The sequence below is a fragment of the Phocaeicola coprophilus DSM 18228 = JCM 13818 genome (assembly GCF_000157915.1).
Taxonomy (GTDB): Bacteria; Bacteroidota; Bacteroidia; order Bacteroidales; family Bacteroidaceae; genus Phocaeicola; species Phocaeicola coprophilus.
The window spans coordinates 82,022-108,197 of the sequence record NZ_EQ973631.1 but is presented as its reverse complement, the minus strand read 5'-3'; the positions used below and the strand labels follow the sequence as shown (position 1 = coordinate 108,197).

Sequence of the window (26,176 nt, the reverse complement as noted above, 5' to 3'; positions counted from 1 at the left end):
ATTAAAGCACTACGTTGACAATCTTCTTCGGAACAATGATGACTTTCTTCGGTGTCTTGCCGTCAATCCACTTCTGAGACTGTTCTTCGGCCATAACGGCAGCCTGGATCGTATCGTTGTCGGCATCTGCCGGGAATTCCATTGTGAAACGTGCTTTTCCGTTGAAGGAAATCGTATATTTCACGGTATCTTCCTTCAGATATTCTTCATTGCATACCGGCCACTGTGCATCGCATACGGAAGTTGCATGACCCAGTGCTTCCCACAATTCTTCAGCCAAGTGAGGAGCAAACGGTGCAAGAAGTACAACCAGCCCACTCAGTACATCCTTGTTACGGCATTTCAGTGAAGTCAGTTCGTTCACACAGATCATAAAGGCACTGACTGACGTATTGTAAGAGAAGACCTCAATGTCGCATGTTACCTTCTTGATCAGCTTATGAAGTGATTTCAGTTCTTCCTTCGTTGCTTCGCCTTCTGTCGGGAGGAAGTTGTCCTGACGGTCGTAGAACAAGCCCCAGAGTTTCTTCAGGAAGCGGTGTACACCGTCAATACCGTTGGTATCCCACGGTTTGGACTGCTCTACCGGACCCAGGAACATTTCATACATACGCAGGGTATCGGCTCCGTATTTCTCAACAATCATATCCGGGTTTACTACGTTGTACATGGACTTACTCATCTTTTCAACCGCCCATCCGCAAATATATTTGCCGTCTTCCAGAATAAATTCGGCATTGTTGTATTCGGGACGCCAGTTCTTGAAGGCTTCCACGTCGAGCACATCATTGGAAACGATGTTGACATCCACATGAAGCGGAGTCACGTCATACTGATCCTTCAGGCCCAGTGAAACAAAGGTATTGGTATCTTTGATACGATATACAAAGTTGCTTCGTCCCTGAATCATTCCCTGGTTGACCAGCTTCTGGAACGGTTCTTCCTTGATGCTGACGCCGAGGTCGAACAGGAACTTGTTCCAGAAACGGGAATAGATCAGGTGACCGGTAGCATGCTCGGTTCCACCTACATACAGGTCGACATTCTGCCAATAGCGGTCAGCCTTTTCAGACACCAGTGCCTGATTGTTGTGCGGATCCATATAACGCAGATAATATGCACTTGATCCGGCAAAGCCCGGCATGGTGTTCAGTTCGAGCGGGAAAACGGTTACATTGTCGATCAGGGTATTTTCCACTACTTCTCCCTTTTCTACATCCCACGCCCAACGGGTTGCATGTCCCAACGGCGGCTCGCCGCTTTCTGTCGGCAGGAACTTGTCTACTTCGGGAAGTTCCAGCGGAAGCTTGCTTTCGTCAATCATGTAAGGCATGCCGTCCTTGTAATATACCGGGAACGGTTCACCCCAGTAGCGCTGACGGGAGAAGATGGCATCACGCAAACGGAAGTTCACCTTCACGCGTCCCAGGTTGTGTTCCTTCACATATTTCTTGGTAGCAGCAATAGCTTCCTTGATGGTCAGTCCGTTCAGACTCAGGTCGCAATAAGGAGTTACACCGGCTTTCGGAGAGTTGCAGACAATTCCTTCCTTCGCATCGAAGCTTTCTTCGCTGACATCACATCCTTCTACCAGCGGCACGATGGGCAGATTAAAATGCTTGGCAAAAGCATAGTCACGACTATCGTGAGCAGGCACGGCCATGATCGCTCCCGTACCATATCCGGCCAGTACATAATCGCTGATCCATACCGGAACAGATTCTCCGGTAAACGGATTCACGGCATACGAACCGCTGAATACACCTGTCACACGGCGGTCGGAAATACGTTCACGTTCGGTACGTTTCTTGGTACGTTCCAGGTAAGCTTCCACCTCTGCACGCTGTGCATCAGTTGTCAGCTGCGGAACCAGTTCACTTTCCGGTGCAAGTACCATGAAGGTCACACCGAACATCGTATCGGCACGGGTAGTAAAGATAGTAAATTCCAGATCGCTGTCTTTCACCTTGAAACGGACTTCAGTACCTTCTGAACGGCCGATCCAGTTGCGCTGGGTTTCTTTCAGAGAATCTGTCCAGTCCACTGTTTCCAGTCCGTCGAGCAGACGCTGTGCGTATGCCGATACACGCAGACACCACTGGCGCATCTTTTTCTGTACAACCGGATGTCCTCCGCGTTCTGACACACCGTCCACAACCTCATCATTGGCCAGTACGGTACCCAGTGCCGGACACCAGTTTACCATCGTTTCGCCCAGATAGGCAATCCGGTAGTTCATCAGGATTTCCTGCTGTTCCTTTTCTGACTTGGACTTCCATTCTTCAGCAGTAAAATGAAGTTCTTCACTGCAAGCCACATCCAGACCTTCTGTACCGGATGCTTCGAAATGAGCAACCAGTTTGCTGATTGGCTGTGCCTTCTGGCAGGAATTACAATAGAAGCTGTTGAACATCTTCTGGAAAGCCCACTGTGTCCAGTGATAATAGCCCGGTTCGCAGGTACGCACTTCCCGATCCCAGTCGAATGAGAAGCCGATCTTGTCCAGCTGCTCACGATAACGTGCAATGTTGGCAGCCGTAGTTACGGCAGGATGCTGTCCGGTCTGGATGGCATACTGCTCGGCGGGCAGTCCGTATGCATCATATCCCATCGGATTCAGGACGTTGAATCCCTGCAGACGTTTGTAGCGGGCATAAATGTCGCTCGCAATATATCCCAGCGGATGGCCTACATGAAGGCCGGCTCCCGACGGATAAGGGAACATGTTCAACACATAGAATTTCTGCTTTGATTCGTCTTCGACAACCTTGTAGGTCTTGTTGTCAACCCACTTCTGCTGCCATTTCTTTTCAATCTCTCTGAAATTATACTCCATAGCGGCTTAATAATATATTTATTTGATTTCTATTGTCTTTACAAAACATTCGCAAAGATAGCAAGAGTTCGGGAATAAAACCTCAGAGAAACAGCTTAATTTCCGCAACAAGACTATTAAAGTAACAGGATTGTCCGAAAGGATGAAGCCTTTTCCTCAGGTCATTCAGGCTGCAACGTCAGGAGAAAAGAGACGTTTCATCCGGTAAAAACAAAAGATCCACCTGGTGAAAATAAGAGTTCCACTTAGTGAAAATAAAAGTTCCACCAGCAGAAAACAAAAGTTTCTTCTAGACAAAACAAGAGTTTCATCAGCAAGAAACAAAAGTTTCTCCAGGATAAAACAAAAAATTCCACGAGGGGAAACACTTGTTTCGTCAGCCCAAAACAGCTGTTTTCTCTCGTGGTATTCAGGCAAACGGACCGGTCTTCCCCGCCAGACGACCGGACAAAGGAAAAAGGACACCATGGCTCTTCCAGACAAGAGATAAGCCATCTATCTTTTCATTATTAAAAGAATATCGCTATATTTGTGAAAAATATATCATTAACCTCAATACTTATCAGATGAAAATTAACCGACTAGCTTGCCTTTTCATGCTTTCCATGCTGCTCCCCGCCGCAGGAAACGCACAACAGCGACAGGAAATGTTACTGGAAAAAGGATGGAAATTCACCCGTGAAGACAACAAAGGTTTCAGTCAGTCTCAATGGGATGATAAAAAATGGCAGAATGTGACCGTACCTCACGACTGGGCGATTTACGGACCGTTCAGCATTGAAAATGACAAACAGCACACAGCCATTGCTCAGGACGGACAGACAGCAGCCATGGAACATGCCGGACGAACCGGAGGACTTCCGTTTGTAGGTGTAGGATGGTATCGTACAACCTTCAGCACACCTCAGATGACGAAAGGCGGTAAATGTATCCTGCTTTTCGACGGAGCCATGAGTCATGCACGCGTTTATGTCAACGGAAAAGAAGCAGGTTACTGGCCCTACGGTTACAATGCTTTCCAGATTGACGCAACGCCTTACCTGAATGCGGACGGAAAGAATGTACTGGCCGTACGCCTTGAAAACGAAACAGAATCCTCACGCTGGTATCCGGGTGCGGGACTTTACCGCAACGTACGTGTCATCGTGACCGGAGATGCTTATGTTCCCGTATGGGGAACTCACCTGACAACTCCCGTTGTCAAGAAGGAATATGCGAAAGTATGTCTGGCAACCAGTCTGGAAATGCCGGAAGGAAAGAAGCTGACTGACTATACCATCGTTACCGAGCTGAAGGATGCCGACGGCAAAGTGGTGGCTCAGGGAAAACAGCAGGGCACAACTTTCACCGGAAAACAGTTTGAACAGGAATTCATCATCGAGCATCCGTCTCTCTGGACTCCGGATACTCCCGCACTCTATACTGCCGAATCCAAAATCTACGAAGGCGAAACACTGAAAGATACTTATACAACCCGTTTCGGTGTCCGTTCCGTGGAAATCATTGCCGGAAAAGGCTTCTTCCTGAATGGAGAACCGCTGAAGTTCCGCGGAGTATGTAACCATCACGACCTCGGACCGTTGGGAGGTGTTTCCAACGAGGCAGGCATACGCCGCCAGATCCGCATGCTGAAAGACATGGGATGTAACGCCATCCGTACGTCGCACAACATGCCGTCCAACGAACTGATCGCTGCCTGCGACGAAATGGGTATGATGGTAATGGCTGAATCATTCGACGAATGGAAATCAGCAAAAGTGGAAAACGGTTACCACAAAGTGTTCGACGAATGGGTGGAACGTGACCTGACAAACCTGCTCCGTCACTTCCGCAACAACCCGAGTATCGTCATGTGGTGCATCGGTAACGAGGTACCCGACCAATGGAACGGCAACCGCGGCCCGAAACTGACACGCATGCTTCAGGACATCTGCCACCGCGAAGACCCGACACGTCCGGTCACACAGGGTATGGATGTACCCGACGCTGTAGTCAACAACAACATGGCTGCCGTACTCGATGTACCGGGATTCAACTATCGTCCGCACAAATATCTGGAAAATTATAAGAAACTTCCGCAGGAAATCATTCTGGGAAGCGAAACTGCATCTACCCTCAGCTCACGCGGTGTGTACAAGTTCCCCGTAGAAAGACGTTCGATGGCTAAGTATGACGACCATCAGGCTTCTTCTTATGACGTGGAACACTGCAGCTGGTCAAACCTGCCCGAAGACGACTTCATCCAGCATGACGACCTTCCTTATTGCATCGGTGAATTCGTATGGACCGGATTCGATTATCTGGGTGAACCGACTCCTTACTATTCAGACTGGCCCAGCCATTCTTCTCTCTTCGGTATCATTGACCTGGCAGGACTCCCGAAAGACCGCTACTACCTCTACCGCAGCCACTGGAACAAGAATGCAGAAACCCTGCATATCCTGCCCCACTGGAACTGGGAAGGACGCGAAGGAGAAGTTACTCCGGTCTTTGTCTATACCAACTATCCTTCGGCAGAGCTGTTCATCAACGGCAAGAGCCAGGGAAAACGTACGAAAGATCTCTCGGTTACCATCGAAAACAGTGCTGACTCTGCTTCCATGGCCAGCCTTAAACGCCAGAAACGTTACCGCCTGATGTGGATGGATACCAAGTATGAACCGGGTACCGTAAAGGTTGTAGCTTACGACAAGAATGGCAAGGCAGTGGCTGAAAAAGAAATCCATACAGCCGGCAAGCCTCATCACATTGAACTCGTTGCCGACCGCAGCACAATCAAGGCTGACGGAAAAGACCTTTCATTCGTAACCGTAAAGGTTGTGGATAAAGACGGCAACCTCTGCCCGCATGCAGACAATCAGATCTCGTTCCGGGTAAAAGGAAAGGGTACTTACCGTGCCGGAGCAAACGGAGACCCGACTTCTCTGGAATCATTCCAGACGCCACGCATGAAAGTATTCAACGGAATGATGACGGCTATCGTCCAGTCAACGGAAGAAGCAGGAACCATTACGCTGGAAGCTACGGCTAAAGGTCTGAAGAAACAGACACTGACCATTACTACAGAGCAAGAGAAATAATCCTCTCTCTCAAGTGAAAAATAAAGCCCTGCGTTTCAAGGAAACCCAATCCGGGAAACGCAGGGCTTGTTTATTTTACGGAATATCTTTACCGGTGAAGGTCTGCCCAGTCAGTCAGACGCATATCGCCTTTTTCAAGGAATACCTGGTGCATGCCCAGCGCAGCCGACAGGCAATGGCTGGTCTGTCCCTTGGTGGAAATCTTCAGATAATCCCACAACAATTGCTTATAGTCAGGATGTGCGCAGTTTTCAATGACTGCCTGTGCGCGTTCCATCGGGCTCTTTCCACGCAAATCTGCAATACCCTGTTCGGTAATGATGACGTTCACGGAATGTTCGCTGTGATCCAGATGGGAAACCATCGGCACGATAGAACTGATGCATCCTCCCTTCGCTGTCGACGGACAAGAGAAGATAGAGATATAAGCACTGCGGGTAAAGTCTCCCGAACCGCCGATACCGTTCATCATCTTTGTTCCGCAAATGTGAGTGGAGTTCACATTTCCATAGATATCGGCTTCAATGGCGGTATTCATGGTAATAACTCCCAGACGACGCACGACTTCAGGACAGTTGGATATCTCCGACGGACGGAGTACCAGCTTGTGGCGGAAGAAATCCATGTGATCATAGATATCCTGCAGGCAATCGTTTGTTACACTCAGCGAGCAGGTACTTCCAAACTTGATGCGTCCTTCCTTGATCAGCTTGATCACGGAATTCTGAATCACCTCCGTATACATTTCAAACGGCGGAATACTGGAGTCCTTTCCCAGTGCACTCAACACTGCATTGGCAATATTTCCCACTCCGGACTGCAAGGGAAGGAAGGTAGAAGGAATGATTCCTTTCTTCAGATCCGATGCCAGGAATTCGGCAACATTCTGGCCGATACGGTCTGTAATCGGGTCCGGATCATGAAAACCGCGGGCCTCATCGGGAATGTTTACTTCTACAACACCAACAATCTTCGAAGGATCAACCTGAATGTAAGGCAGCCCGATCCGGTCACTTGGATGTACAATGGGAACCGGACGGCGGAAAGGCGGGCGTTCCATCTCATACAGGTCATGCATACCGATCAGCGCTTTGCTGTGAGCCGCATTCAATTCTACGATAACCTTGTCTGCCAGCCGGGCAATGGTCGGGGTAATACCAACTCCCGCCGTCAGGTAAATACGTCCGTCTTCCGTAATTTCACATGCCTCGACAATGGCTGTACTTACATGTCCCAGGAAACCGGAACGTAAACGCTGGGCAACCTGAGACAGGTGAATATCCGTATAATTTATTTCTCCACTATTAACTGCTTTACGAAAGTCAGTATTGGTTGTATAAGGAGCACGAAACTTCAATGCATGAGCACGGGTCAGGACACCGTCACAGGAATCTCCCGTTGAAGCACCGGTAATCACTCCAACCTGAAACTGTTCTCCGCGAGCGTGCTTTTCTTCTGCGATCTTCGCCAGTTCGGCGGTAACTGCTTTCGGACTGCCTGCCGGTGTAAAACCGCTCAGGCCGATAATCTCTCCATCTTTGATCAGACTGGCAGCTTCAGCTGCTGTAATAAAATTGAAACTCATGGTATTTAAGGTATTAGTATTTGGTTATTTCAGTAGTTGCATTCAATATTTCCGACGGAATATCTCCGAATAGAGGAAAGCCTTCCGGGCATCTGCCGGTGTTTTCAGGCGAATCTCCGCATCTTCAGGCTCAGCCTTCCGGGAAGCTGACGGAACTGCTTCCGGTTCATGAAAGGCCGGACGGGTATTTCTTTTCTTTTTTTGAGACGGCATCGGTTCACGTTTCTCAACAGGTTCCCTCTCAGCAGGTCTCTGCATGACAGGCCGTTTTCCTGTCCCGGCAGATACGGCACGTTTCCCCGAAGCAGGCTTGCCCTGCCCTTCTTTGTATCGCCGCCAAGCCACCAGGGCTACCATGGCAACAACAATCCCCACCGAAAAGACGGTTTCCATCAGTGAACTCAGATCCATCGTTAATCAAAGTATGTTAAGTGTCCGGTAAAGATACAAATTATTTCCATATATCCTAACCCTTTTATGGAAGTTAACCCGAAAAGCCATATCTTTGCAACTGAATTACTAATTTTCAGAAAACTATGACAAAAGAAAGCACAGGAGCAGACTTTAAATCTGCAACTGAACACGAGAACAAAAAACTATTCATCGAAACTTACGGCTGTCAGATGAACGTGGCCGACAGTGAAGTCATCGCTTCCATCATGCAAATGGCCGGCTATTCTCCCTGCGAAACGCTGGAAGAAGCAGATGCTGTATTCATGAACACCTGTTCCATCCGCGACAACGCAGAGCAGAAGATCCTGAACCGGCTGGAGTTTTTCCATTCTCTGCGCAAGAAACGCAAGCACCTGATCGTAGGTGTGCTGGGATGTATGGCTGAACGTGTAAAAAATGACCTGATCGAACATCACCACGTAGATCTGGTTGCCGGACCGGATGCTTACCTGACACTTCCGGAACTGATCAGTGCCGTTGAAGCTGGAGAGAAAGCTATTAATGTGGAACTTTCCACGACAGAAACCTATCGGGATGTGATTCCTTCCCGCATCTGCGGAAACCATATCTCCGGTTATGTCTCCATCATGCGAGGCTGCAACAACTTCTGTCATTATTGCATCGTGCCTTATACCCGCGGACGCGAACGGAGCCGTGATGTGGAAAGTATCCTCAACGAAGTGCATGACCTGGAGCGGAAAGGCTATAAGGAAGTGACTCTGCTGGGACAGAATGTCAATTCGTACCGCTTCGAACGTGACGGACAGACGGTAACTTTCCCTATGCTGCTGCGCCTCGTTGCCGAGTCAGTACCGGGCATGCGAATCCGTTTCACCACCTCACATCCTAAAGACATGAGCGATGAAACCCTGCACGTGATTGCCGAAGTGCCCAACGTATGCAAGCATATTCACCTGCCGGTGCAAAGCGGAAGTTCACGCATTCTGAAACTGATGAACCGGAAATATACCCGCGAATGGTATCTGGAACGAGTTGAAGCAATCCGCCGTATCATCCCCGACTGCGGCTTGAGTACGGATATTTTCTCCGGTTTCCATTCCGAAACGGAAGAAGATCACCAGATGTCTCTCTCCTTGATGCGCGAATGTGCTTACGACTCTGCTTTCATGTTCAAATATTCGGAACGTCCGGGTACCTATGCCTCCAAGCATCTTCCTGACGATGTTCCTGAAGAAATAAAAATACGTCGTCTGAACGAAATGATCGAATTACAGAACCAGCTGTCGGCAGAAAGCAATGCCAGGGATGTCGGAAAAACATTTGAAGTGCTGGTGGAAGGAGTGTCCAAACGCTCGAAAGATCAGCTCTTCGGACGTACGGAACAAAATAAGGTAGTGGTGTTTGACCGGGGAACTCACCGTATCGGAGATTTTGTTCAGGTACGGATCACAGACTCCAGTTCAGCAACCCTGAAAGGAACCGCCCTCTGATTATCATACAATAAAAGCCAAAGAACAGTTCTTTGGCTTTTATCATTTTTCTTCTTCCCAATAAAGTTCGAATCTCATCTGCAAAATTATCTTCTTCTGTATTCCGGCATGACAATCCACAAAATCAGATAAACAATCGTTCCGGAAAAAGCCGTACAGACTGTGGCCAGCACATAAAGAATGCGGACCAAAGTTATATCCCAACCGAAATATTCTGCAATGCCGCTGCACACACCGGCTATCATGCGGTCATTTGAGCGAGTTAATCTTCTGTTTTCCATTTTTTCAAAATTGATTACATCCCCAAAGGTAATGACTTTTTTCAGATAAAGTCTGACCTTTCTGGCTTAAAAAGCGTCACATCTCTTAAAAACCCTTAAAGAAAGTCCCTCTATAATCGTTTTATTTGTTATTTTGCAGCAAATTAGGGATTAAAGTGAATATACTCAATATAGATAAATGTCCGCTCTGCGGAAAAAGTGCTTTCCACAAGGAAATGACCTGCAAAGACCACTATGCGACGGGCGAAACGTTCGACGTATACAAGTGTGAGTCATGTGGTTTCCTGTTCACACAGGGAATTCCCGTGGAAGCTGAAATCGGAAGATATTACGAATCACCCGACTATATCTCTCACAGTGATACTCATCACGGCTTGATGAACCGTGTTTATCACTGGGTACGACGCTATATGCTGGCCAGCAAGGCAAGACTGATCAAGCACAACAGCGGATTAAGCCGCGGACGGTTGCTTGATATCGGTACAGGAACCGGATACTTTCCTCACTTTATGAAGGAAAAAGGATGGAGAGTAACAGCTATCGAGAAAAGCCCGCAGGCACGCACCTTCGCACAGACACATTTCGGTCTGGAAGTAGATGCTCCCGAGAAACTCGCAACATATGAGGATGCTTCATTCGATGTGATCACACTGTGGCACGTAATGGAACATCTGGAACACTTGAACGAAACCTGGGAAACCCTTAGCCGGATTCTTCAGGACAGAGGAATATTGGTGATTGCAGTGCCCAATCCTTCTTCGTTTGATGCACGCAAATACGGAGCGATGTGGGCTGCATGGGATGTACCACGTCACTTATGGCATTTCACGCCTTCTGCCATGCAGCAGTTCGGAGCAAAGCATGGTTTTGTGCTGGCTGAACGCCACCCCATGCCTTTTGATGCTTTTTATGTATCCATGCTGACAGAAAAGTACAAACAAAGCCGAAGTCCTTTTTTCAAGGGTTTACTGATCGGGTTCGAAGCCTGGATGGCTACCCTGACCCGTAAGGAACAAAGCAGTTCAATGATTTACGTCTTCAGAAAGAAACAATTATGAGCAAAAAATCCGGATCCTTTTTTGACATGCAGTTTGTCACGTCCAGCATCAGCACCATGTTGGTCCTGTTGTTGCTGGGACTGGTGGTGTTTCTCGTCCTGACAGCCAACAACCTGTCAGTCTATGTACGTGAAAACATTGCTTTCTCAGTGGTACTCAGTGACGATATGCGGGAAGCAGACATTCTGGCGCTTCAAAAGCAGCTGAACAAGGAACCGTATGTGAAACAAACGAACTATATCTCCAAGGATCAGGCTTTGAAAGAGCAGACAGAAGCTATGGGAACCGATCCGGCTGAGTTCCTGGGATATAATCCTTTCAGTGCATCCATTGAAATCAAGCTGAATGCTGACTACGCCAATTCGGACAGTATTCATATCATCGAACAGGAACTGATGGGCAAAAAGAACATTCTGGAAGTCAACTATCCGCAGGATCTTATAGACTCGGTGAACCGCAATTTGCGCAAAGCCAGTCTCTTTCTGCTCGGTCTGGCTGCCTTGCTGACACTTATATCCTTTGCACTGATCAACAATACCATCCGTCTGACTGTATACTCCAAGCGTTTCCTGATTCATACCATGAAGCTGGTCGGAGCCAGTCGTTCATTCATCCGGAAGCCATTTCTGGCCCGTAATGTCTGGATCGGACTACTGGCAGCAGCACTGGCTGATGCCGCATTGATGGTAATGGCATGGCTGTTGGTAGGTTATGAGCCGGGATTACTGCAAGTCATCACACCTTCTGTCATGCTGACCGTAATGGGAGTTGTACTGATATTCGGTATCCTCATCACAACATTGTGTGCATGGATTTCCATTAACAAATATCTGGGATTAAAGACAGAAGAACTTTACAAATAAACCGCAATCAATTAAAATCAAAGAATATGGATAGAAAGAGTTTCGCTTTTGACAAGACCAACTTCACCTTATTGGGTATTGGTATGGTGGTCATCATCCTGGGATTCCTGCTGATGAGCGGTCCGGGATCGACCGAATCTGCATTCAATCCGGACATCTTCAGCGCACGCCGCATCAAGGTTGCTCCGGCAGTATGCTTCCTGGGATTCATTTTCATGATCTACGGAATTTTGCGTAAGCCCAAAGAAACTAGTGACATCAACATCAATAACAATAAAGAGGATATCAAAGAATGAGTTGGCTGGAGGCTTTAATTTTAGGACTTTTACAGGGACTGACAGAATACCTTCCTGTCAGCAGTAGCGGACATCTGGCTATCGGTTCAGCACTGTTCGGCATTGAGGGAGAGGAAAACCTGACTTTCACCATCGTGGTACACGTTGCAACCGTACTGAGCACCCTGGTTATTCTGTGGAAAGAAATAGACTGGATTTTCAAGGGTTTGTTCAAATGGCAGATGAATGAAGAAACCAAATACGTGATCAACATTCTGATCTCTATGATCCCGATCGGTATTGTAGGAGTCTTCTTCAAAGATTATGTAGAAGAAGTGTTCGATTCCGGATTGCTGATCGTCGGCTGCATGTTGCTGGTGACAGCGGCTTTACTTACCTATTCTTATTATGCCAAACCACGGCAGAAAGAAAAGATCAGCAAGCGTGATGCCTTCATTATCGGACTGGCCCAGGCCTGCGCTGTTATGCCGGGACTTTCCCGTTCCGGAAGTACCATCGCTACAGGACTGATTCTGGGTAATAAGAAAGAAACCCTTGCACAGTTCTCTTTCCTGATGGTAATACCACCTATTTTGGGTGAGGCATTGCTCTCTGGAATGGAAATCATGAAAGGAGCATCCGAAGCAAATGCAGAGATCAGCGCTTCAGCACTGATTGTAGGCTTCCTGGCTGCTTTTCTGTCCGGATGTGCTGCCTGCAAATGGATGATCAACATTGTCAAGAAAGGCAAACTGGTGTGGTTCGGCGTATATTGTGCCATCGCCGGAGCCGTTACCATTATATATAGTCTGGTGGGATAACCCCTGGCGTATCGTTTTTACTGAAAAGGAAACAGGTACAACACCTGAGATTTACCATCAACCATGAATTTTAAAGAAGGAGAAGTATTATATTTCGACAAGCCGCTACGATGGACATCGTTCGCGGTAGTCAACAAGATCAGATACCACATCAGCCGTAAGCTGGGGGTAAAGAAAATTAAAGTGGGACACGCAGGAACCCTTGATCCGCTGGCAACGGGTGTTATGATCATCTGTACCGGAAAGGCAACCAAGCGTATTGAAGAATTCCAATATCATACCAAGGAATACATAGCGACCTTACAGCTGGGAGCTACGACTCCATCATATGATCTGGAAAAGGAAATCGATGCTACGTATCCCACAGAACATATTACCCGGGAAATGGTAGAAGAAGTATTGCAGCAGTTCAAGGGAACCATTGAACAGATCCCGCCAGCTTTCTCGGCATGTAAAGTCGATGGCAAACGGGCATATGATCTGGCGCGTAAGGGTGACGAAGTGGAACTGAAGCCCAAGACACTGGTCATCGATGAAATCGAGCTGCTGGAATGCAACCTTCCGGAAATAAAGATCCGGGTAGTGTGCAGCAAAGGAACCTATATCCGAGCACTGGCACGGGACATCGGAGAAGCTTTACAAAGCGGAGCTCACCTGACCGGACTCATCCGGACACGGGTCGGTGAGGTCAGACTGGAAGATTGCATGCAAGTGGAAGATTTCCCCGAATGGCTGGAACAGCAAGAAATTGAAGTTATTAACGAATAAGGAAAGAAAGGAAGAAGATGAAACTGTCACAATTCAAATTCAAGTTACCGGAAGAGAAGATCGCGCTTCATCCGGCAAAGTACAGAGATGAATCCCGCCTGATGGTGGTACACAAATCAACCGGCGAGATCGAACATGTTATGTTCAAGGATATCTTGAACTATTTTGATGACAAGGATGTGTTTATCTTTAACGACACCAAGGTCTTTCCTGCACGCCTGTACGGTAACAAAGAAAAGACCGGAGCACGTATTGAAGTTTTCCTGTTGCGGGAACTGAATGAAGAACTGCGCCTCTGGGATGTACTGGTAGATCCGGCCCGTAAGATCCGTATCGGCAACAAACTTTATTTCGGTGACGATGACTCCATGGTAGCTGAAGTGATTGACAATACCACTTCACGCGGACGTACCCTGCGCTTCCTCTATGACGGACCGCATGATGAATTCAAAAAGGCTCTGTATGCATTGGGAGAACCCCCTTTGCCTCCTTTCATTCACCGTCCGGCAGAACCGGAAGATGAAGAACGTTTCCAGACGATCTTTGCAAAAAATGAAGGAGCAGTCACAGTACCTGCAGCAGGCCTTCATTTCAGCCGGGAACTGATGAAACGTATGGAAATCAAAGGTATCGACTTTGCTTTCATTACCATGCACTGCGGACTGGGTAACTTCCGGGATATTGATGTCGAAGATCTGACCAAGCACAAGATGGACTCAGAGCAGATGTTTGTCAACGCAGAAGCCTGCCGTATTGTCAACGAAGCCAAAGACCGCGGCAACAAGGTATGTGCCGTAGGTACAACAGTTATGCGCACAATCGAAACGGCCGTCGGTACTGACGGACATCTGAAAGAATTCGAAGGATGGACCAACAAATTTATCTTCCCTCCTTATGATTTCTCTGTAGCCAATGCCATGGTCAGCAATTTCCAGATGCCGCTGTCCACCATGCTCATGCTGAAATGTGCTTATGGCGGTTACGAACTGATTATGGATGCCTATAACATCGCCTTGAAAGAAAACTACCGTTTCGGTACTTATGGCGATGCCATGCTGATTCTGGACAAATAAATCTCCCGTTATGGCTGAGGTATATGTAAGCCTGGGTACCAACCTGGGAGATAAAGATAACAATTTACGTACTGCCGTCCGGCTGATGCAAGAGAGGATAGGGAAAGTTATTTCCCTGTCCTCCTTTTATGAAACGGTCCCCTGGGGATTCCAGTCCGAACACAGTTTCCTCAATGCAGCAGCCTGCATCGAAACCCGTTTATCACCGGAACAACTGCTGCTCGTCACACAACAGATCGAACGCGAACTGGGACGTACACAGAAATCATCCGGAAATGCCTATAAAGACCGGCTGATAGATATTGATCTGCTGATGTATGATAACCTTCAGATCCATTCAGATCAACTGGTCCTGCCCCATCCGCTAATGACGGAAAGACGGTTTGTTTTAGAGCCACTGGCCGAAATAGCTCCTGAAACCATACATCCTGTTACCGGTAAAACGATTCGGGAGTTACTGGAATTATTGTAAGCTTTCCTCTGGCAGAAAGGCACTCTAAACCTATGTTAAAAACAAACGTATCTTGTAATTATTCCAATTATATACGTATCTTTGCAGCCGAAAACAAAAGTGGAAAGATTTGAGTAGCTTGCAACCACGGAAAAAAATGCTAAAACACAATAGTAACACTTCCTTGATTTCACATAATCTACTCTTGTCCGTACACGGATAAAAACAATCATTTTAACCATTTAATTTACAAAAACAATGGGATACTTATTCACATCCGAATCGGTGTCTGAAGGACACCCCGATAAAGTGGCGGATCAGATTTCCGACGCTGTGCTTGACAAACTGTTGGCCTATGACCCCAGTTCAAAAGTAGCTTGCGAAACATTGGTAACTACCGGACAGGTGGTACTGGCAGGAGAAGTGAAGACCAAAGCGTATATTGATCTTCAGCGTGTTGCACGTGAAGTAATCAACAAAATCGGCTATACCAAAAGCGAATATATGTTCGAAGGAAATTCGTGCGGTGTATTCTCAGCCATCCACGAACAGAGTCCTGACATCAACCGCGGCGTAGAACGCGAAGATCCGATGAATCAGGGAGCCGGCGACCAGGGCATGATGTTCGGTTATGCTACCAACGAAACTGAAAACTACATGCCACTGTCACTTGACCTAGCCCATAAACTGCTGATGGTTCTGGCTGATATCCGTCGTGAAGGCAAAGTAATGACTTACCTGCGTCCGGATTCAAAGAGCCAGGTAACAATCGAGTATGACGACAACAGACGTCCTGTACGCATCGATACCATCGTGGTTTCTACCCAGCATGATGAATTCATTCAGCCTGCTGACAACTCACAGGAGGCACAGCTGAAAGCAGACGAAGAAATGCTGGCTCAGATCCGCAAGGACGTTATTGAAATCCTGATGCCGCGTGTCATTGCTGAAATCCACAACCCGGAAGTCCTGAAACTGTTCAACGATCAGATCAAATATTTTGTAAACCCGACCGGAAAATTCGTTATCGGAGGTCCGCACGGAGATACAGGACTGACAGGACGTAAGATCATCGTTGATACTTACGGTGGTGCCGGAGCTCATGGAGGTGGTGCTTTCTCTGGTAAAGACCCCAGTAAGGTTGACCGCAGTGCCGCATATGCTGCCCGTCACATTGCCAAGAACCTGGTAGCTGCCGGAGTAGCCGACGAAGTACTGGTACAGGTTTCTTATGCTATCGGTGTTGCCCGTCCGATCAATATCTACGTCAATACTTACGGACGCAGCAATGTTGCCATGAGTGACGGAGAAATCGCCAAGAAAGTAGATGAAATCTTTGACATGCGTCCGCGTGCCATCGAAGAACGCCTGAAACTGCGTAATCCTATCTACAGTGAGACTGCAGCTTATGGTCACATGGGACGTGAACCCAAAGTTATTACCAAGCATTTTGAATCTGCATACGAAGGCAACAAAGATGTAGAGGTAGAACTCTTCACCTGGGAAAAGCTGGACTACGTAGACCGTGTAAAAGCCGCTTTCGGACTGAAATAAAGTCTGAAAACGCCCAGATATTTCTGAAAGCCCCGGCAACATCCTGAAAATGTCTGCCGGGGCTTTCATGGTTTTCATTGCATCTGACAGAAAATCCGGATACAAATCAAGAAGGAACTATCATCAGATGAGCAATAATACATACTTTATCCCTATCTTTGCAAAAAAGTGAGAATATCCGATGAATTCTATAAAAAACGTATGCGTATATAGCGCTTCCAGCACTAAAATAGATGCAAGTTATTTCCAGGCAGCCCAGGAACTGGGACATTTGCTGGCCCGTCAGCACATCAATGTCATCAATGGAGCAGGATGCCTCGGGCTGATGTGTCAGCTGAGTGATGCTGCTTTGGAAGCAGGGGGCACCGTAACCGGCATTATCCCGCACTTTATGGTGGAACAGGGATGGCATCATCGCGGACTGACCCGCCTGATAGAAACCGAAACCATGCATGAGCGCAAGCAGCTGATGGCTGAACTTTCCGACGGAATTATCGCCTTGCCCGGAGGATGCGGAACAATGGAAGAACTGCTGGAAGTTATAACCTGGAAGCAGCTCGGACTGTATCTGAATCCGATTGTCATACTGAACGTCAACGGATTTTATGATCCATTGCTGCAAATGCTGGAGCAAGCCATCGAACAACACTTCATGCGTCCCGAACACGGAAAGATCTGGCAAGTGGCAACAACGGTTGAAGAAGCAGTAGATCTTCTGTACACCACTCCGGTCTGGAACAAGGAAATCCGTAAATTTGCAGCCATATGAACGACGTGTGCCGCACAGGATTCCGGGAAATCCAACAACTGGAGCAAGAGCAGCAGGCCCGACTGGACAGCGCCTTGATCAGAAGCATGCAGCCCGACCGGGAAGCCGGGATGCAGGGAGAACCTCTGCCCTATCTGCTTCGTTCCGACTGGCTGGTGACACTCTGCCTGTTCCTGTGCTTCCTGCTTTATTCCTATGCGCTGCGAAACGGTAAAAAATACCTGGCCCAACGTTTCAGAAACTTCTTCCAGCACAAACAACGAGGCAGCCTGTTTGACGAACCGGTCGGTTCCGAAGTCCGGTACACTCTCACGATGGGAGGAGTAACCTGCATCCTGGGAGGATTCTGTCTGTACGACTATTTTTCGGATAATTCCTCTCTCCTGTTCCAGATTGTTCCTCACAGTCTGCTGCTGGGCATTTACGTGACAACCATCTTCCTGCTTGTTTCATTCAAGTGGATATCCTACAGTTTTATAAACTGGATTTTTTTTGACAAAGAAAGGAATCGTTCATGGATCCGGTCATGGTTTGACCTTCAAATAGGAACCGGAGTTCTGCTTTTCCCGGTTGTTCTGCTGATTGTTTATTTCGATTTAAAGCCTGACATTGCTAAAACATTGGTTGTCATAATACTCTGTTTTGCCAAAATATTGTTATTTTACAAGTGTATTAAGAACTTTTTTAATCATTTTCATGGGTGTTTGCATTTAATTCTGTACTTTTGCACCCTTGAAATAATACCCGATCTTTTATTATGGAAAGGGATTAATTACATTAACCATATATTGATTTTAAATTTTTAGGACATTGAAGATAAAGAAAGTTCTAGTTTCTCAGCCTAAACCAACATCTGAAAAGTCACCCTATTTTGATATCGCTGAGAAATACGGAGTGAAGATAGATTTTCGCCCGTTCATAAAAGTAGAAAGCTTGTCGGCTAAAGAGTTCAGACAACAGAAGGTTTCTATTCTGGATCATACGGCAATCGTGTTCACCTCACGTCACGCCATTGATCATTTCTTTAATCTTTGCGTTGAGCTTCGAGTAACAATTCCGGAAACCATGAAATATTTCTGTACTTCCGAGACTATTGCATTATATATCCAGAAGTATGTGCAATATCGCAAGCGCAAAGTATTTTTCGGTGCAACAGGAAAGTTTGCTGATCTGGTGCCCCTCATGGTGAAGCATAATACAGAAAAATACTTCGTACCGATGTCAGACGTACACAATGACGAAGTAAAGGATCTGCTCGACAAGAACAAAATCCAGCACACTGAAGCTGTCATGTACCGCACAGTCAGCAACGACTTCAAGCCGGAAGAAATGTCCGACTATGACATGCTGGTGTTCTTCAGTCCGGCCGGAATCCAGTCACTGATGAAGAACTTCCCGGGTTTCGAACAGAAAGATATCGCTATCGGATGCTTCGGACCGACTACTGCCAAAGCAGTCAAGGAAGCTGGTCTTCGCCTTGATCTGGAAGCTCCCAGCGCAGCTGCTCCTTCCATGCCAGCCGCACTGGACCTGTTTATTGGAGAACAAAACCGATAATTCGCAGGAAAAAGCGTTTTTTTAGTTTATAACAAGTTAGCAGGTTGCACTTCCGAAAGAAGCAACAGCCTGCCGACTGAGTTCAGGAGTTAAAGTCAATAACGCCAGTTTCAACGGAGTATTGACTTTAACTCTTTTCCTACCAAACAACAAGTAAGGAATATACACAACCGGTTTTCCGGCCTCTTTATCCCACCCCAAAAGGAAAGCGTTTATGACAGCAACCCAAACCTATACCCTGCCCAAGAAAGAACGGTTGAACAGCCGCCTGCTTATTGAAAGACTGTTCTCCGGAGGAGGCAAGTCATTGCCGGCCTTCCCTCTGCGCATCGTGTATATGCCGATCGAAGAAGAAACAAGGCCTACTGCTGCCATACTGATCAGTGTGCCCAAAAAACGCTTCAAACGGGCAGTGAAACGTAACCGCGTCAAGCGCCAGATCCGCGAAGCTTACCGCAAGCACAAGGATATTCTGCTTGATGCTCTGAATGCTTCCGGCAAGAAAGCCATCGTAGCCTTTATCTGGCTGGACAATAATCTTCACTCCTCCCAGGAAGTGGAAGAGAAGGTAAAGCACCTGCTCCAGCTGACAACAGAACGTCTGGTATGAAACGGCTGCTTACTTATCTGCTGCTGCTTCCGATTTATTTTTACCGGAACTGTATCTCACCGTTCACCCCTCCTTCCTGCCGGTTTACACCGACCTGTTCACAATATGCCATTGAAGCGCTGAAGAAACACGGTCCGTTCAAGGGCCTCTGGCTGGCCATCCGCCGTATCCTGCGCTGTCATCCCTGGGGAGGTTCAGGCTATGATCCCGTCCCTTGACCAACCGATCCCGCTATGCTGCTCGACATTCATTCCCACCAACTGACCGACCATCCGGAACACGTGCTGCTGAACTGCGGCATGCAGGACTGCCACACTCCGGAATTCCAACAGGCCCGTTACCTGAGTGTCAGCCTTCATCCCTGGTATCTTACAGAAGAGAATCTGCCCGGCCAACTGGAATGGATGGCTGAAATGCTGGCTGCCGACTCCCGCGTCATTGCATTGGGAGAGGCCGGTCTCGACAAATGTTGCCCGGTCTCCTACGAACTTCAGCGGACAGCTTTTCTGGAAACCGTCCGACTGTCCGAACAATATCAACTGCCGCTGATTCTGCACATTGTAAAGACTTCCAACGAAATCATTGCCTTACGGCATGAGACTTCTGCCAGCCAGCCCTGGATTATTCACGGTTTCCGCGGGAAAAAAGAACTGGCAGCCAGCTACCTGCGTCACGGATTTTATCTCTCGTTCGGAGAAAAATACCAGCCGCAGGCACTTGTCTCCACTCCCTCCGACCGCCTGTTGTTAGAAACCGATACTGCACCGGTCTCCGTCCTGCAGCTGGCAGAAAAAGCTGCTTCCCTGCGCGGCATTTCCGGCCGGGAGCTGCTCCATGAAATCACGGAAAACACTAACCGTCTCTTTTTTAGCCGCTAAAAATTGGTTATTCAGATAAAGTGTCGTACTTTTGTCCGCAACATCCGAAACCGGATGACGAGAACTAATATGTTAAATTAAGTATTTCATTCGATGAATTTTGTAGAAGAATTAAGATGGCGCGGCATGGTGCACACCATGATGCCGGGCACTGAAGAACTGCTGGAAAAGGAAATGGTTACGGCTTACCTGGGTATCGACCCCACTGCCGACTCACTGCATATCGGCCACTTGTGTGGTGTGATGATGCTGCGGCATTTCCAACGCTGCGGACACAAGCCGCTGGCTCTGGTAGGAGGTGCTACCGGTATGATCGGTGACCCGTCCGGTAAATCACAGGAACGTAACCTGCTGGACGAAGAAACTCTGCGCCACAATCAGGAGTGCATCAAAAAGCAGTTGGGCAAATTCCTCGACTTTGAGTCGGACGCCCCGAACAAGGCAGAACTGGTAAACAACTACGACTGGATGAAAGACTTCTCTTTCCTTGACTTCGCACGTACAGTGGGAAAACACATCACTGTCAACTACATGATGGCTAAGGAATCTGTTCAGAAACGTCTGAATGGGGAAGCTCGTGACGGTCTTTCATTCACTGAGTTCACTTATCAGCTGCTGCAAGGCTATGACTTCCTGCATCTGTATGAAACCAAGAACTGCAAACTCCAGCTGGGTGGATCTGACCAATGGGGAAACATCACGACAGGAGCTGAACTGATTCGCCGTACGAACGGCGGTGAAGTATACGCACTGACCTGCCCGCTGATCACTAAAGCTGACGGAGGTAAATTTGGTAAAACAGAATCAGGAAATATCTGGCTCGATCCCCGATATACTTCTCCATACAAATTCTATCAGTTCTGGCTGAACGTAAGCGACGAAGATGCCAAGCGATACATCAAGATATTCACCTCACTGAGCAAGGAAGAAATCGACGCACTGACCGCCGAACACGAACAGGCTCCGCACCTGCGCGTACTGCAGAAACGACTGGCTAAGGAAGTAACCATCATGGTACACTCGGAAGCTGACTACAATGCTGCGGTAGAAGCATCAGGCATCCTCTTCGGTAATGCAACTTCCGATGCACTGAAGAAACTGGACGAAGAAACTTTGCTGTCTGTATTCGAAGGTGTACCTCAGTTTGAAGTATCAAAAGCTGAAATCGAAGCCGGTATCAAGGCTGTAGACCTGCTTACGGAAAAAGCTGCCGTATTCCCTTCCAAAGGCGAGATGCGGAAGTTGGTACAGGGCGGCGGCGTTTCACTGAACAAGGAAAAGCTGGGTGCATTCGACCAGGTAATTACTGCTGCTGATCTGCTGGATAAAAAATACCTGCTGATCCAGCGAGGCAAAAAGAACTATTACCTGCTGATCGCTAAATAAGTTTATTCAGACATACAGCATATTTACTGACATCCACCCCTTCTTTCTTCCCCCTTTCTCCGGAAAGGATAAGAACAGAAGGGGTGGATTTTTTTGTCCTCATTTGCTTCTCCAAAAACGCCGAATTCTTTTCATGTAAAGCCCGAAACGTTTTTCAATAAATAACGAAACGTTTTTTTAAAAGCCCGAGGCCTTTTTCTGTACCGCTTTGGGAGCATGTCTGGAGGCGGAAAAATCGTGCGGACAATCTGGCTGAATCGACCGCAGAATTCGGCCGCAACGACCGCACGATAAAGCCGCAACGAGCATACGATAAAGCCGCAACGAGCATACGATTCTGCGAAGGTGTCTGCATAACTCCACGACCTGAAACTTACGATGGCCGGACTTCCTGCTGACCTTTGGAACAGAGTTTCGGACCTTACAAGTCTCCGGAAGGATTTTTACAAGAAATTACAATCATACCCCTCTGATTATACGAAAGTTACGTCCGTCTGTTACAAACAATCATCCCTCCCGTCCAAAGCGGAATTTGACTCATAATATATAATTTTGCAACCGGTCAAATATCCTTCTGACCATGGATTCTTTTCCTTTCCGGACAAACCGGAAATACTCCCCAGAGAACAGACATAATTGTACTTTTTTTATAATAAGAGAAACTATGAAGTTAAAAGTAATGTTTTTGTTCGCCTGCCTGTTTCTCAGCATAGGAATAGCCATAGCGCAATCATCTAACGCAACAGGACGCGTTTTGTCTGCCGAAGACAATGAGCCCATTGTCGGAGCTACGGTTCAGATAGAAGGAACCGACACCGGAACCATAACCGATCTGGACGGAAAGTTCACCATCAACGTTCCGTCGTCAGCCCAGATTCTGGTCATTTCTTTCATCGGAATGGAAACTCAAAAAATCAACATAAAAGAAAAAAACAGAACAGACTTGACCATCAAACTGAAGCCCACTGCAGAAGTGCTGGATGAAGTTTTGGTGACAGGAACCTATGGTTCGGCCAAAAAACTGGGTTCAATCGTAGGTTCCGTTGTCGCCATCCGGTCTGACAAAATCGAAAACCGGCCAAGCGCCAACTTTGCAGATGCCTTGCAAGGACAGGTAGCCGGCCTGCAAGTCTATACTTCTTCCGGTGAGCCGAGCGAAGGCGTCAGCATGCGTCTGCGCGGTATCGGTTCCATCAGTTCATCCAACGAACCGCTGTTTATCCTCGACGGTTCTCCGATCTCCGGAGGAGCCTTTACGGCCATCAACCCGAGCGATATCGAAAACGTAACCGTCTTGAAGGATGCTTCTTCCACCTCTATCTATGGTTCACGTGCTGCCAACGGTGTGGTAGTTATCACAACCAAACGGGGAAGAGGTGCCAAACCGACCGTCAGCATCAAGGGACAATACGGATTTTCCGAACCGGCTCTACCGACAACCAGGATGATGACAACCAGCCAGTATTATGACTTGTGGAAAACAATCTCCCCCAACGCAGACTTTTCCATTATCCGGAAATACATGGATATGGGCATTTCTACCGACTGGCAGTCTTATCTTATGAAAGACAATGCACCGACCTGGCAACTGGATGCCAGCATCACCGGCGTTGCCAATAATACCAATTATTTCATCTCTGCCAGCCACTACGATCAGGATGGTGTGGAGCCGGCATCAGGAATGAGACGCGAAACCCTGAGAAGCAATATCGACACGAAAGTGTTCGACTGGCTGCGTGTCGGAGTCAACCTCGGTCTTTCTTATGAAGATTACGAAACCAATAACTTTGCAACAAAGGGAAACAATCCTTATAACGTAGCAACCTTGAGCCGCTGGGCTCTTCCCTGGGAAACGCCCTACAAAATCGTTGACGACGGAAACGGCAAATGGCATTACGGAGACCGCAAGGACTTTTTCGATGTGCTCGGTCTGTGGAATCCGTATTATCTGCTGGAAAATCAGCCGGGACAGAAGAACAAACTTCGCCTGTACGGAAATATGTTCGAAGAACTGACTCCGGTGAAAGGCCTGACGCTCCGCGCTTCACAGGCATTGGATGCATTCGACTACAGATATCGTTACAGACAGCTTCCGGCTGCATTCAATAACAATTCCGGTTCGGCCAGTGAAACTTTCCAGCGTTACTCATCCATGACATTCACCAATACAGCCGAATATAAATTCGACATAAACAAGGTACATAACGCAACGATTCTGATCGGACAGGAAGCCATCATCTACGATGGCAGCGCATTTGGTGCAAGTGTCAGTGGAATCACCGACGACCGCCTGACACTGTTAAGTCATGGTACAACTCCGCAGAACCCCACTGCCAGCATCCAGAAAAAAGTGATGAATTCATACTTCGCACGCGGTGAGTATAACTATGCAGAGAAGTATTATCTTGACTTGTCTTTCCGTACAGACGGCTCTTCCGTATTCGGAAAGAATAACCGATGGGCTTCCTTCTTCTCTGTCGGAGCCATGTGGAACATCAAGAAAGAAAACTTCATGCAAAGTGCCGAATGGCTCAATGAACTCTCTCTGAAAGCAAGCTATGGTACGACGGGTAACTCCGCATTCAGTAGTGATCCGTATTATCCGTCATTAGGACTGGTTGAAGTTGGCAAATATCAGGGTGGCTCTGCTTTCGGTATTTCAAGCGTGCAGAACGATGACCTGACCTGGGAAAAGCAGAAATCCCTGAACATCGGCATCAGCACACGCATGTTCAACCGCCTGGACTTAAGCGTTGACTTCTATAACAAAGTGACCAGCGACATGCTGATGACAATTCCCTATTCATATACTACAGGACACGGATCCGGATGGGGAAATATCGGAAGCATGTACAACCGCGGATTTGAGGTTTCCGTACAGTATGAGCTTTTCAATACCAAAGATTTCTACTGGAGTATAGCCGGAAACATCAACTACAACAAGAACCAGATCACGGAACTCTTCGGCGGACGCAGTGAATATGTGTTGCCTAATACAGGTATAAAATATCAGGTAGGCGAATCTCTCGGCGACTTCTACTATGTAAGATGGGTTGGCGTAGATCCGGAAGACGGACAGCAGATCTGGCTTGACGACAAAGGAAACGAAACCAAGGAATATTCGGACAACTATGCTGTATTTACCGGAAAGAACCAGTATGCACCCTGGTCTGGAGGTTTCAATACACGCCTTTCATGGAAAGGATTCAGTGTAGATGCGAACTTCTCTTTCATGCTGGGCAAATACCTGATCGACAATGACCGTTATTTCGTAGAGAATCCCAATTTCGTAGGACAGTTCAACCAGTCCGTTGAAATGGCGAATATGTGGACAACCCCGGGACAGATCACAGACATTCCGGCAGCCAACTCTACCCGTCAGTTCGATACACACTTGCTGGAGAATGCTTCCTTCATGCGTCTGAAAAATCTGACGATCAGTTATTCCTTCCCTGAATCGTTGCTCAGCAAAGCTGGATTTATCAAGGGAGTACGCATCTTCGGTGTAGGACGTAATCTGTGGACCGTTACTCAATATAAGGGAGCAGACCCCGAAATAGACTCAAATCTGCAGTTGGGTAAATACCCCAACACCCGACAGTTTGCCGTAGGTGCCGAACTAACGTTCTGATAAATTCTCTACAAACTTTAAAAAGATTTGGTATATGAACAAGAAACTATTCCTCATATCAGCAATCGCATGCTGCTGCTCCTTGTCTTCATGTGACATGGATCTTACCCCCGAAACAAACATCGCTACCGATGAATCGGTACGTAACGTCGGGGACTGCGAAAAATACAGTAACCTCTTCCATGCTGAATGGAGAGGATACATCCAGGGATCAATCGCTGCAACCGAACTCGTACAGAGCGGACAGGTAGTAGCAACCCCTGACTATGGCAATAATTATGGTTCATTCTACAGATGGGACTTCCAGATCACGGATGGAACCATACAGAGCTGCTGGTCCAGCAACTATAACTACATTGCCAATGCCAACCTGCTCATACAGAAAGCTGCCCTGTTGCTGGAAGATCCACAGATAAGTGATGCGGACAAACAGCAAATCAAGCTGTACATGGGACATGCATATTTCAGCAGAGCAATGGCATACCGCGAACTAGCTCTCCACTTCTGCAAGGACTATAATCCATCAACAGCTGCCCGTGAATATGGAGTTCCTCTGGTAGATACCTATAATCCGGGACCGAATGCGGAGACTTATCCGGGAAGAAGTTCACTGCAGGAAACTTACCAGCATATCGTGAATGACCTCACCAAAGCTGAAGAGTATGTTACAACTGCCGGAGTCGTTAACTCAACAAAGATTACGGCTGATGTCGTACAGGTGCTCAAAGCACGTGTTGCACTCGATATGGAAGATTACACAACTGCTGCAAATGTAGCACAGGCGCTGATCAGCAAG

At 47.5% G+C, this 26,176-nt stretch carries 24 protein-coding genes; 19 read left to right on the top strand and 5 right to left on the bottom strand.

Going from position 1 to position 26,176, the window contains the following annotated elements; translation table 11 throughout:
* Window position 1: 1 nt before the first annotated feature.
* Window positions 2–2,836, bottom strand: a complete 2,835-nt coding sequence (leuS, locus tag BACCOPRO_RS00860; RefSeq protein ID WP_008140009.1) for a leucine--tRNA ligase — start codon at window positions 2,834–2,836, stop codon at window positions 2–4.
* A 165-nt stretch (window positions 2,837–3,001) separates the two neighbouring features.
* Entirely contained in the window at window positions 3,002–3,331 is a 330-nt protein-coding gene (locus BACCOPRO_RS00855; RefSeq protein WP_008140008.1) for a hypothetical protein, read from the bottom strand.
* A gap of 77 nt (window positions 3,332–3,408) precedes the next feature.
* On the opposite strand from BACCOPRO_RS00855, the gene galB reads away from it, so the two are divergent.
* Window positions 3,409–5,916, top strand: coding sequence for a beta-galactosidase GalB (gene galB / locus BACCOPRO_RS00850; protein WP_373920400.1), 2,508 nt, complete (start codon window positions 3,409–3,411; stop codon window positions 5,914–5,916).
* An 88-nt stretch (window positions 5,917–6,004) separates the two neighbouring features.
* On the opposite strand, the gene BACCOPRO_RS00845 is transcribed toward galB, so the two are convergent.
* Entirely contained in the window at window positions 6,005–7,501 is a 1,497-nt protein-coding gene (locus tag BACCOPRO_RS00845) for a butyryl-CoA:acetate CoA transferase (RefSeq protein ID WP_008140003.1), read from the bottom strand.
* Between the two features lie 42 nt (window positions 7,502–7,543).
* Window positions 7,544–7,912, bottom strand: coding sequence for a hypothetical protein (locus BACCOPRO_RS00840; RefSeq protein ID WP_008140002.1), 369 nt, complete (start codon window positions 7,910–7,912; stop codon window positions 7,544–7,546).
* A 125-nt stretch (window positions 7,913–8,037) separates the two neighbouring features.
* Between BACCOPRO_RS00840 and miaB the strand changes: the two genes are divergently transcribed.
* Window positions 8,038–9,405 carry a tRNA (N6-isopentenyl adenosine(37)-C2)-methylthiotransferase MiaB gene (gene miaB, locus BACCOPRO_RS00835; RefSeq protein WP_008140000.1) on the top strand — a complete coding sequence of 456 codons (1,368 nt, stop codon included), beginning with the start codon at window positions 8,038–8,040 and terminating at the stop codon, window positions 9,403–9,405.
* A gap of 86 nt (window positions 9,406–9,491) precedes the next feature.
* Here miaB and BACCOPRO_RS00830 read toward each other — a convergent pair whose 3' ends face one another.
* Window positions 9,492–9,686 carry a PspC domain-containing protein gene (locus tag BACCOPRO_RS00830; RefSeq protein ID WP_022277805.1) on the bottom strand — a complete coding sequence of 65 codons (195 nt, stop codon included), beginning with the start codon at window positions 9,684–9,686 and terminating at the stop codon, window positions 9,492–9,494.
* Between the two features lie 155 nt (window positions 9,687–9,841).
* Here BACCOPRO_RS00830 and BACCOPRO_RS00825 point away from each other — a divergent pair, with 155 nt between their 5' ends.
* From BACCOPRO_RS00825 to BACCOPRO_RS00745, 17 genes are all read left to right on the top strand, one after another.
* Complete coding sequence (locus BACCOPRO_RS00825) at window positions 9,842–10,744, top strand: class I SAM-dependent methyltransferase (protein WP_008139996.1); 903 nt, start codon at window positions 9,842–9,844, stop codon at window positions 10,742–10,744.
* The gene (locus BACCOPRO_RS00820) at window positions 10,741–11,607 is read left to right on the top strand and encodes a cell division protein FtsX (protein WP_008139995.1); all 867 of its coding nucleotides are present in this window, start codon (window positions 10,741–10,743) and stop codon (window positions 11,605–11,607) included. The genes BACCOPRO_RS00825 and BACCOPRO_RS00820 overlap by 4 nt, the downstream gene beginning before the upstream one ends.
* A gap of 26 nt (window positions 11,608–11,633) precedes the next feature.
* Window positions 11,634–11,903 (top strand): DUF3098 domain-containing protein, encoded by a 270-nt coding sequence (locus BACCOPRO_RS00815; RefSeq protein WP_008139993.1) that lies wholly within the window; start codon window positions 11,634–11,636, stop codon window positions 11,901–11,903.
* Entirely contained in the window at window positions 11,900–12,703 is an 804-nt protein-coding gene (locus BACCOPRO_RS00810) for an undecaprenyl-diphosphate phosphatase (protein ID WP_008139992.1), read from the top strand. Before BACCOPRO_RS00815 ends, BACCOPRO_RS00810 begins: the two co-directional genes overlap by 4 nt.
* A 63-nt stretch (window positions 12,704–12,766) precedes the next feature.
* Window positions 12,767–13,471, top strand: coding sequence for a tRNA pseudouridine(55) synthase TruB (gene truB / locus BACCOPRO_RS00805; RefSeq protein WP_008139990.1), 705 nt, complete (start codon window positions 12,767–12,769; stop codon window positions 13,469–13,471).
* A gap of 17 nt (window positions 13,472–13,488) precedes the next feature.
* On the top strand, window positions 13,489–14,544 hold the full coding sequence (queA, locus tag BACCOPRO_RS00800) for a tRNA preQ1(34) S-adenosylmethionine ribosyltransferase-isomerase QueA (protein WP_008139988.1): 1,056 nt from the start codon (window positions 13,489–13,491) through the stop codon (window positions 14,542–14,544).
* Window positions 14,545–14,554: 10 nt separating this feature from the next.
* The gene (folK, locus tag BACCOPRO_RS00795; RefSeq protein ID WP_008139986.1) at window positions 14,555–15,016 is read left to right on the top strand and encodes a 2-amino-4-hydroxy-6-hydroxymethyldihydropteridine diphosphokinase; all 462 of its coding nucleotides are present in this window, start codon (window positions 14,555–14,557) and stop codon (window positions 15,014–15,016) included.
* 237 nt (window positions 15,017–15,253) lie between these two features.
* Window positions 15,254–16,549, top strand: coding sequence for a methionine adenosyltransferase (gene metK / locus BACCOPRO_RS00790; RefSeq protein WP_008139984.1), 1,296 nt, complete (start codon window positions 15,254–15,256; stop codon window positions 16,547–16,549).
* Between the two features lie 181 nt (window positions 16,550–16,730).
* Window positions 16,731–17,318, top strand: coding sequence for an LOG family protein (locus BACCOPRO_RS00785; protein ID WP_008139981.1), 588 nt, complete (start codon window positions 16,731–16,733; stop codon window positions 17,316–17,318).
* A complete protein-coding gene (locus tag BACCOPRO_RS00780; protein ID WP_008139980.1) occupies window positions 17,315–18,124 on the top strand; it encodes a DUF4271 domain-containing protein in 810 nt (269 codons plus the stop codon). Before BACCOPRO_RS00785 ends, BACCOPRO_RS00780 begins: the two co-directional genes overlap by 4 nt.
* A gap of 4 nt (window positions 18,125–18,128) precedes the next feature.
* The gene (locus BACCOPRO_RS00775) at window positions 18,129–18,875 is read left to right on the top strand and encodes a uroporphyrinogen-III synthase (protein ID WP_008139979.1); all 747 of its coding nucleotides are present in this window, start codon (window positions 18,129–18,131) and stop codon (window positions 18,873–18,875) included.
* A gap of 214 nt (window positions 18,876–19,089) precedes the next feature.
* Window positions 19,090–19,485 carry a ribonuclease P protein component gene (locus BACCOPRO_RS00770; RefSeq protein WP_008139977.1) on the top strand — a complete coding sequence of 132 codons (396 nt, stop codon included), beginning with the start codon at window positions 19,090–19,092 and terminating at the stop codon, window positions 19,483–19,485.
* Window positions 19,482–19,703, top strand: a complete 222-nt coding sequence (yidD, locus tag BACCOPRO_RS00765; RefSeq protein ID WP_008139976.1) for a membrane protein insertion efficiency factor YidD — start codon at window positions 19,482–19,484, stop codon at window positions 19,701–19,703. The genes BACCOPRO_RS00770 and yidD overlap by 4 nt, the downstream gene beginning before the upstream one ends.
* Window positions 19,704–19,718: 15 nt before the next feature.
* A complete protein-coding gene (locus BACCOPRO_RS00760; protein WP_008139975.1) occupies window positions 19,719–20,363 on the top strand; it encodes a TatD family hydrolase in 645 nt (214 codons plus the stop codon).
* 93 nt (window positions 20,364–20,456) lie between these two features.
* Entirely contained in the window at window positions 20,457–21,749 is a 1,293-nt protein-coding gene (gene tyrS, locus BACCOPRO_RS00755; RefSeq protein ID WP_008139974.1) for a tyrosine--tRNA ligase, read from the top strand.
* A 664-nt stretch (window positions 21,750–22,413) separates the two neighbouring features.
* Window positions 22,414–25,380, top strand: coding sequence for a SusC/RagA family TonB-linked outer membrane protein (locus tag BACCOPRO_RS00750; RefSeq protein WP_008139970.1), 2,967 nt, complete (start codon window positions 22,414–22,416; stop codon window positions 25,378–25,380).
* Window positions 25,381–25,414: 34 nt separating this feature from the next.
* Window positions 25,415–26,176 (top strand): RagB/SusD family nutrient uptake outer membrane protein (locus BACCOPRO_RS00745; protein ID WP_040311035.1); only part of this gene is annotated, 762 nt, incomplete at its 3' end.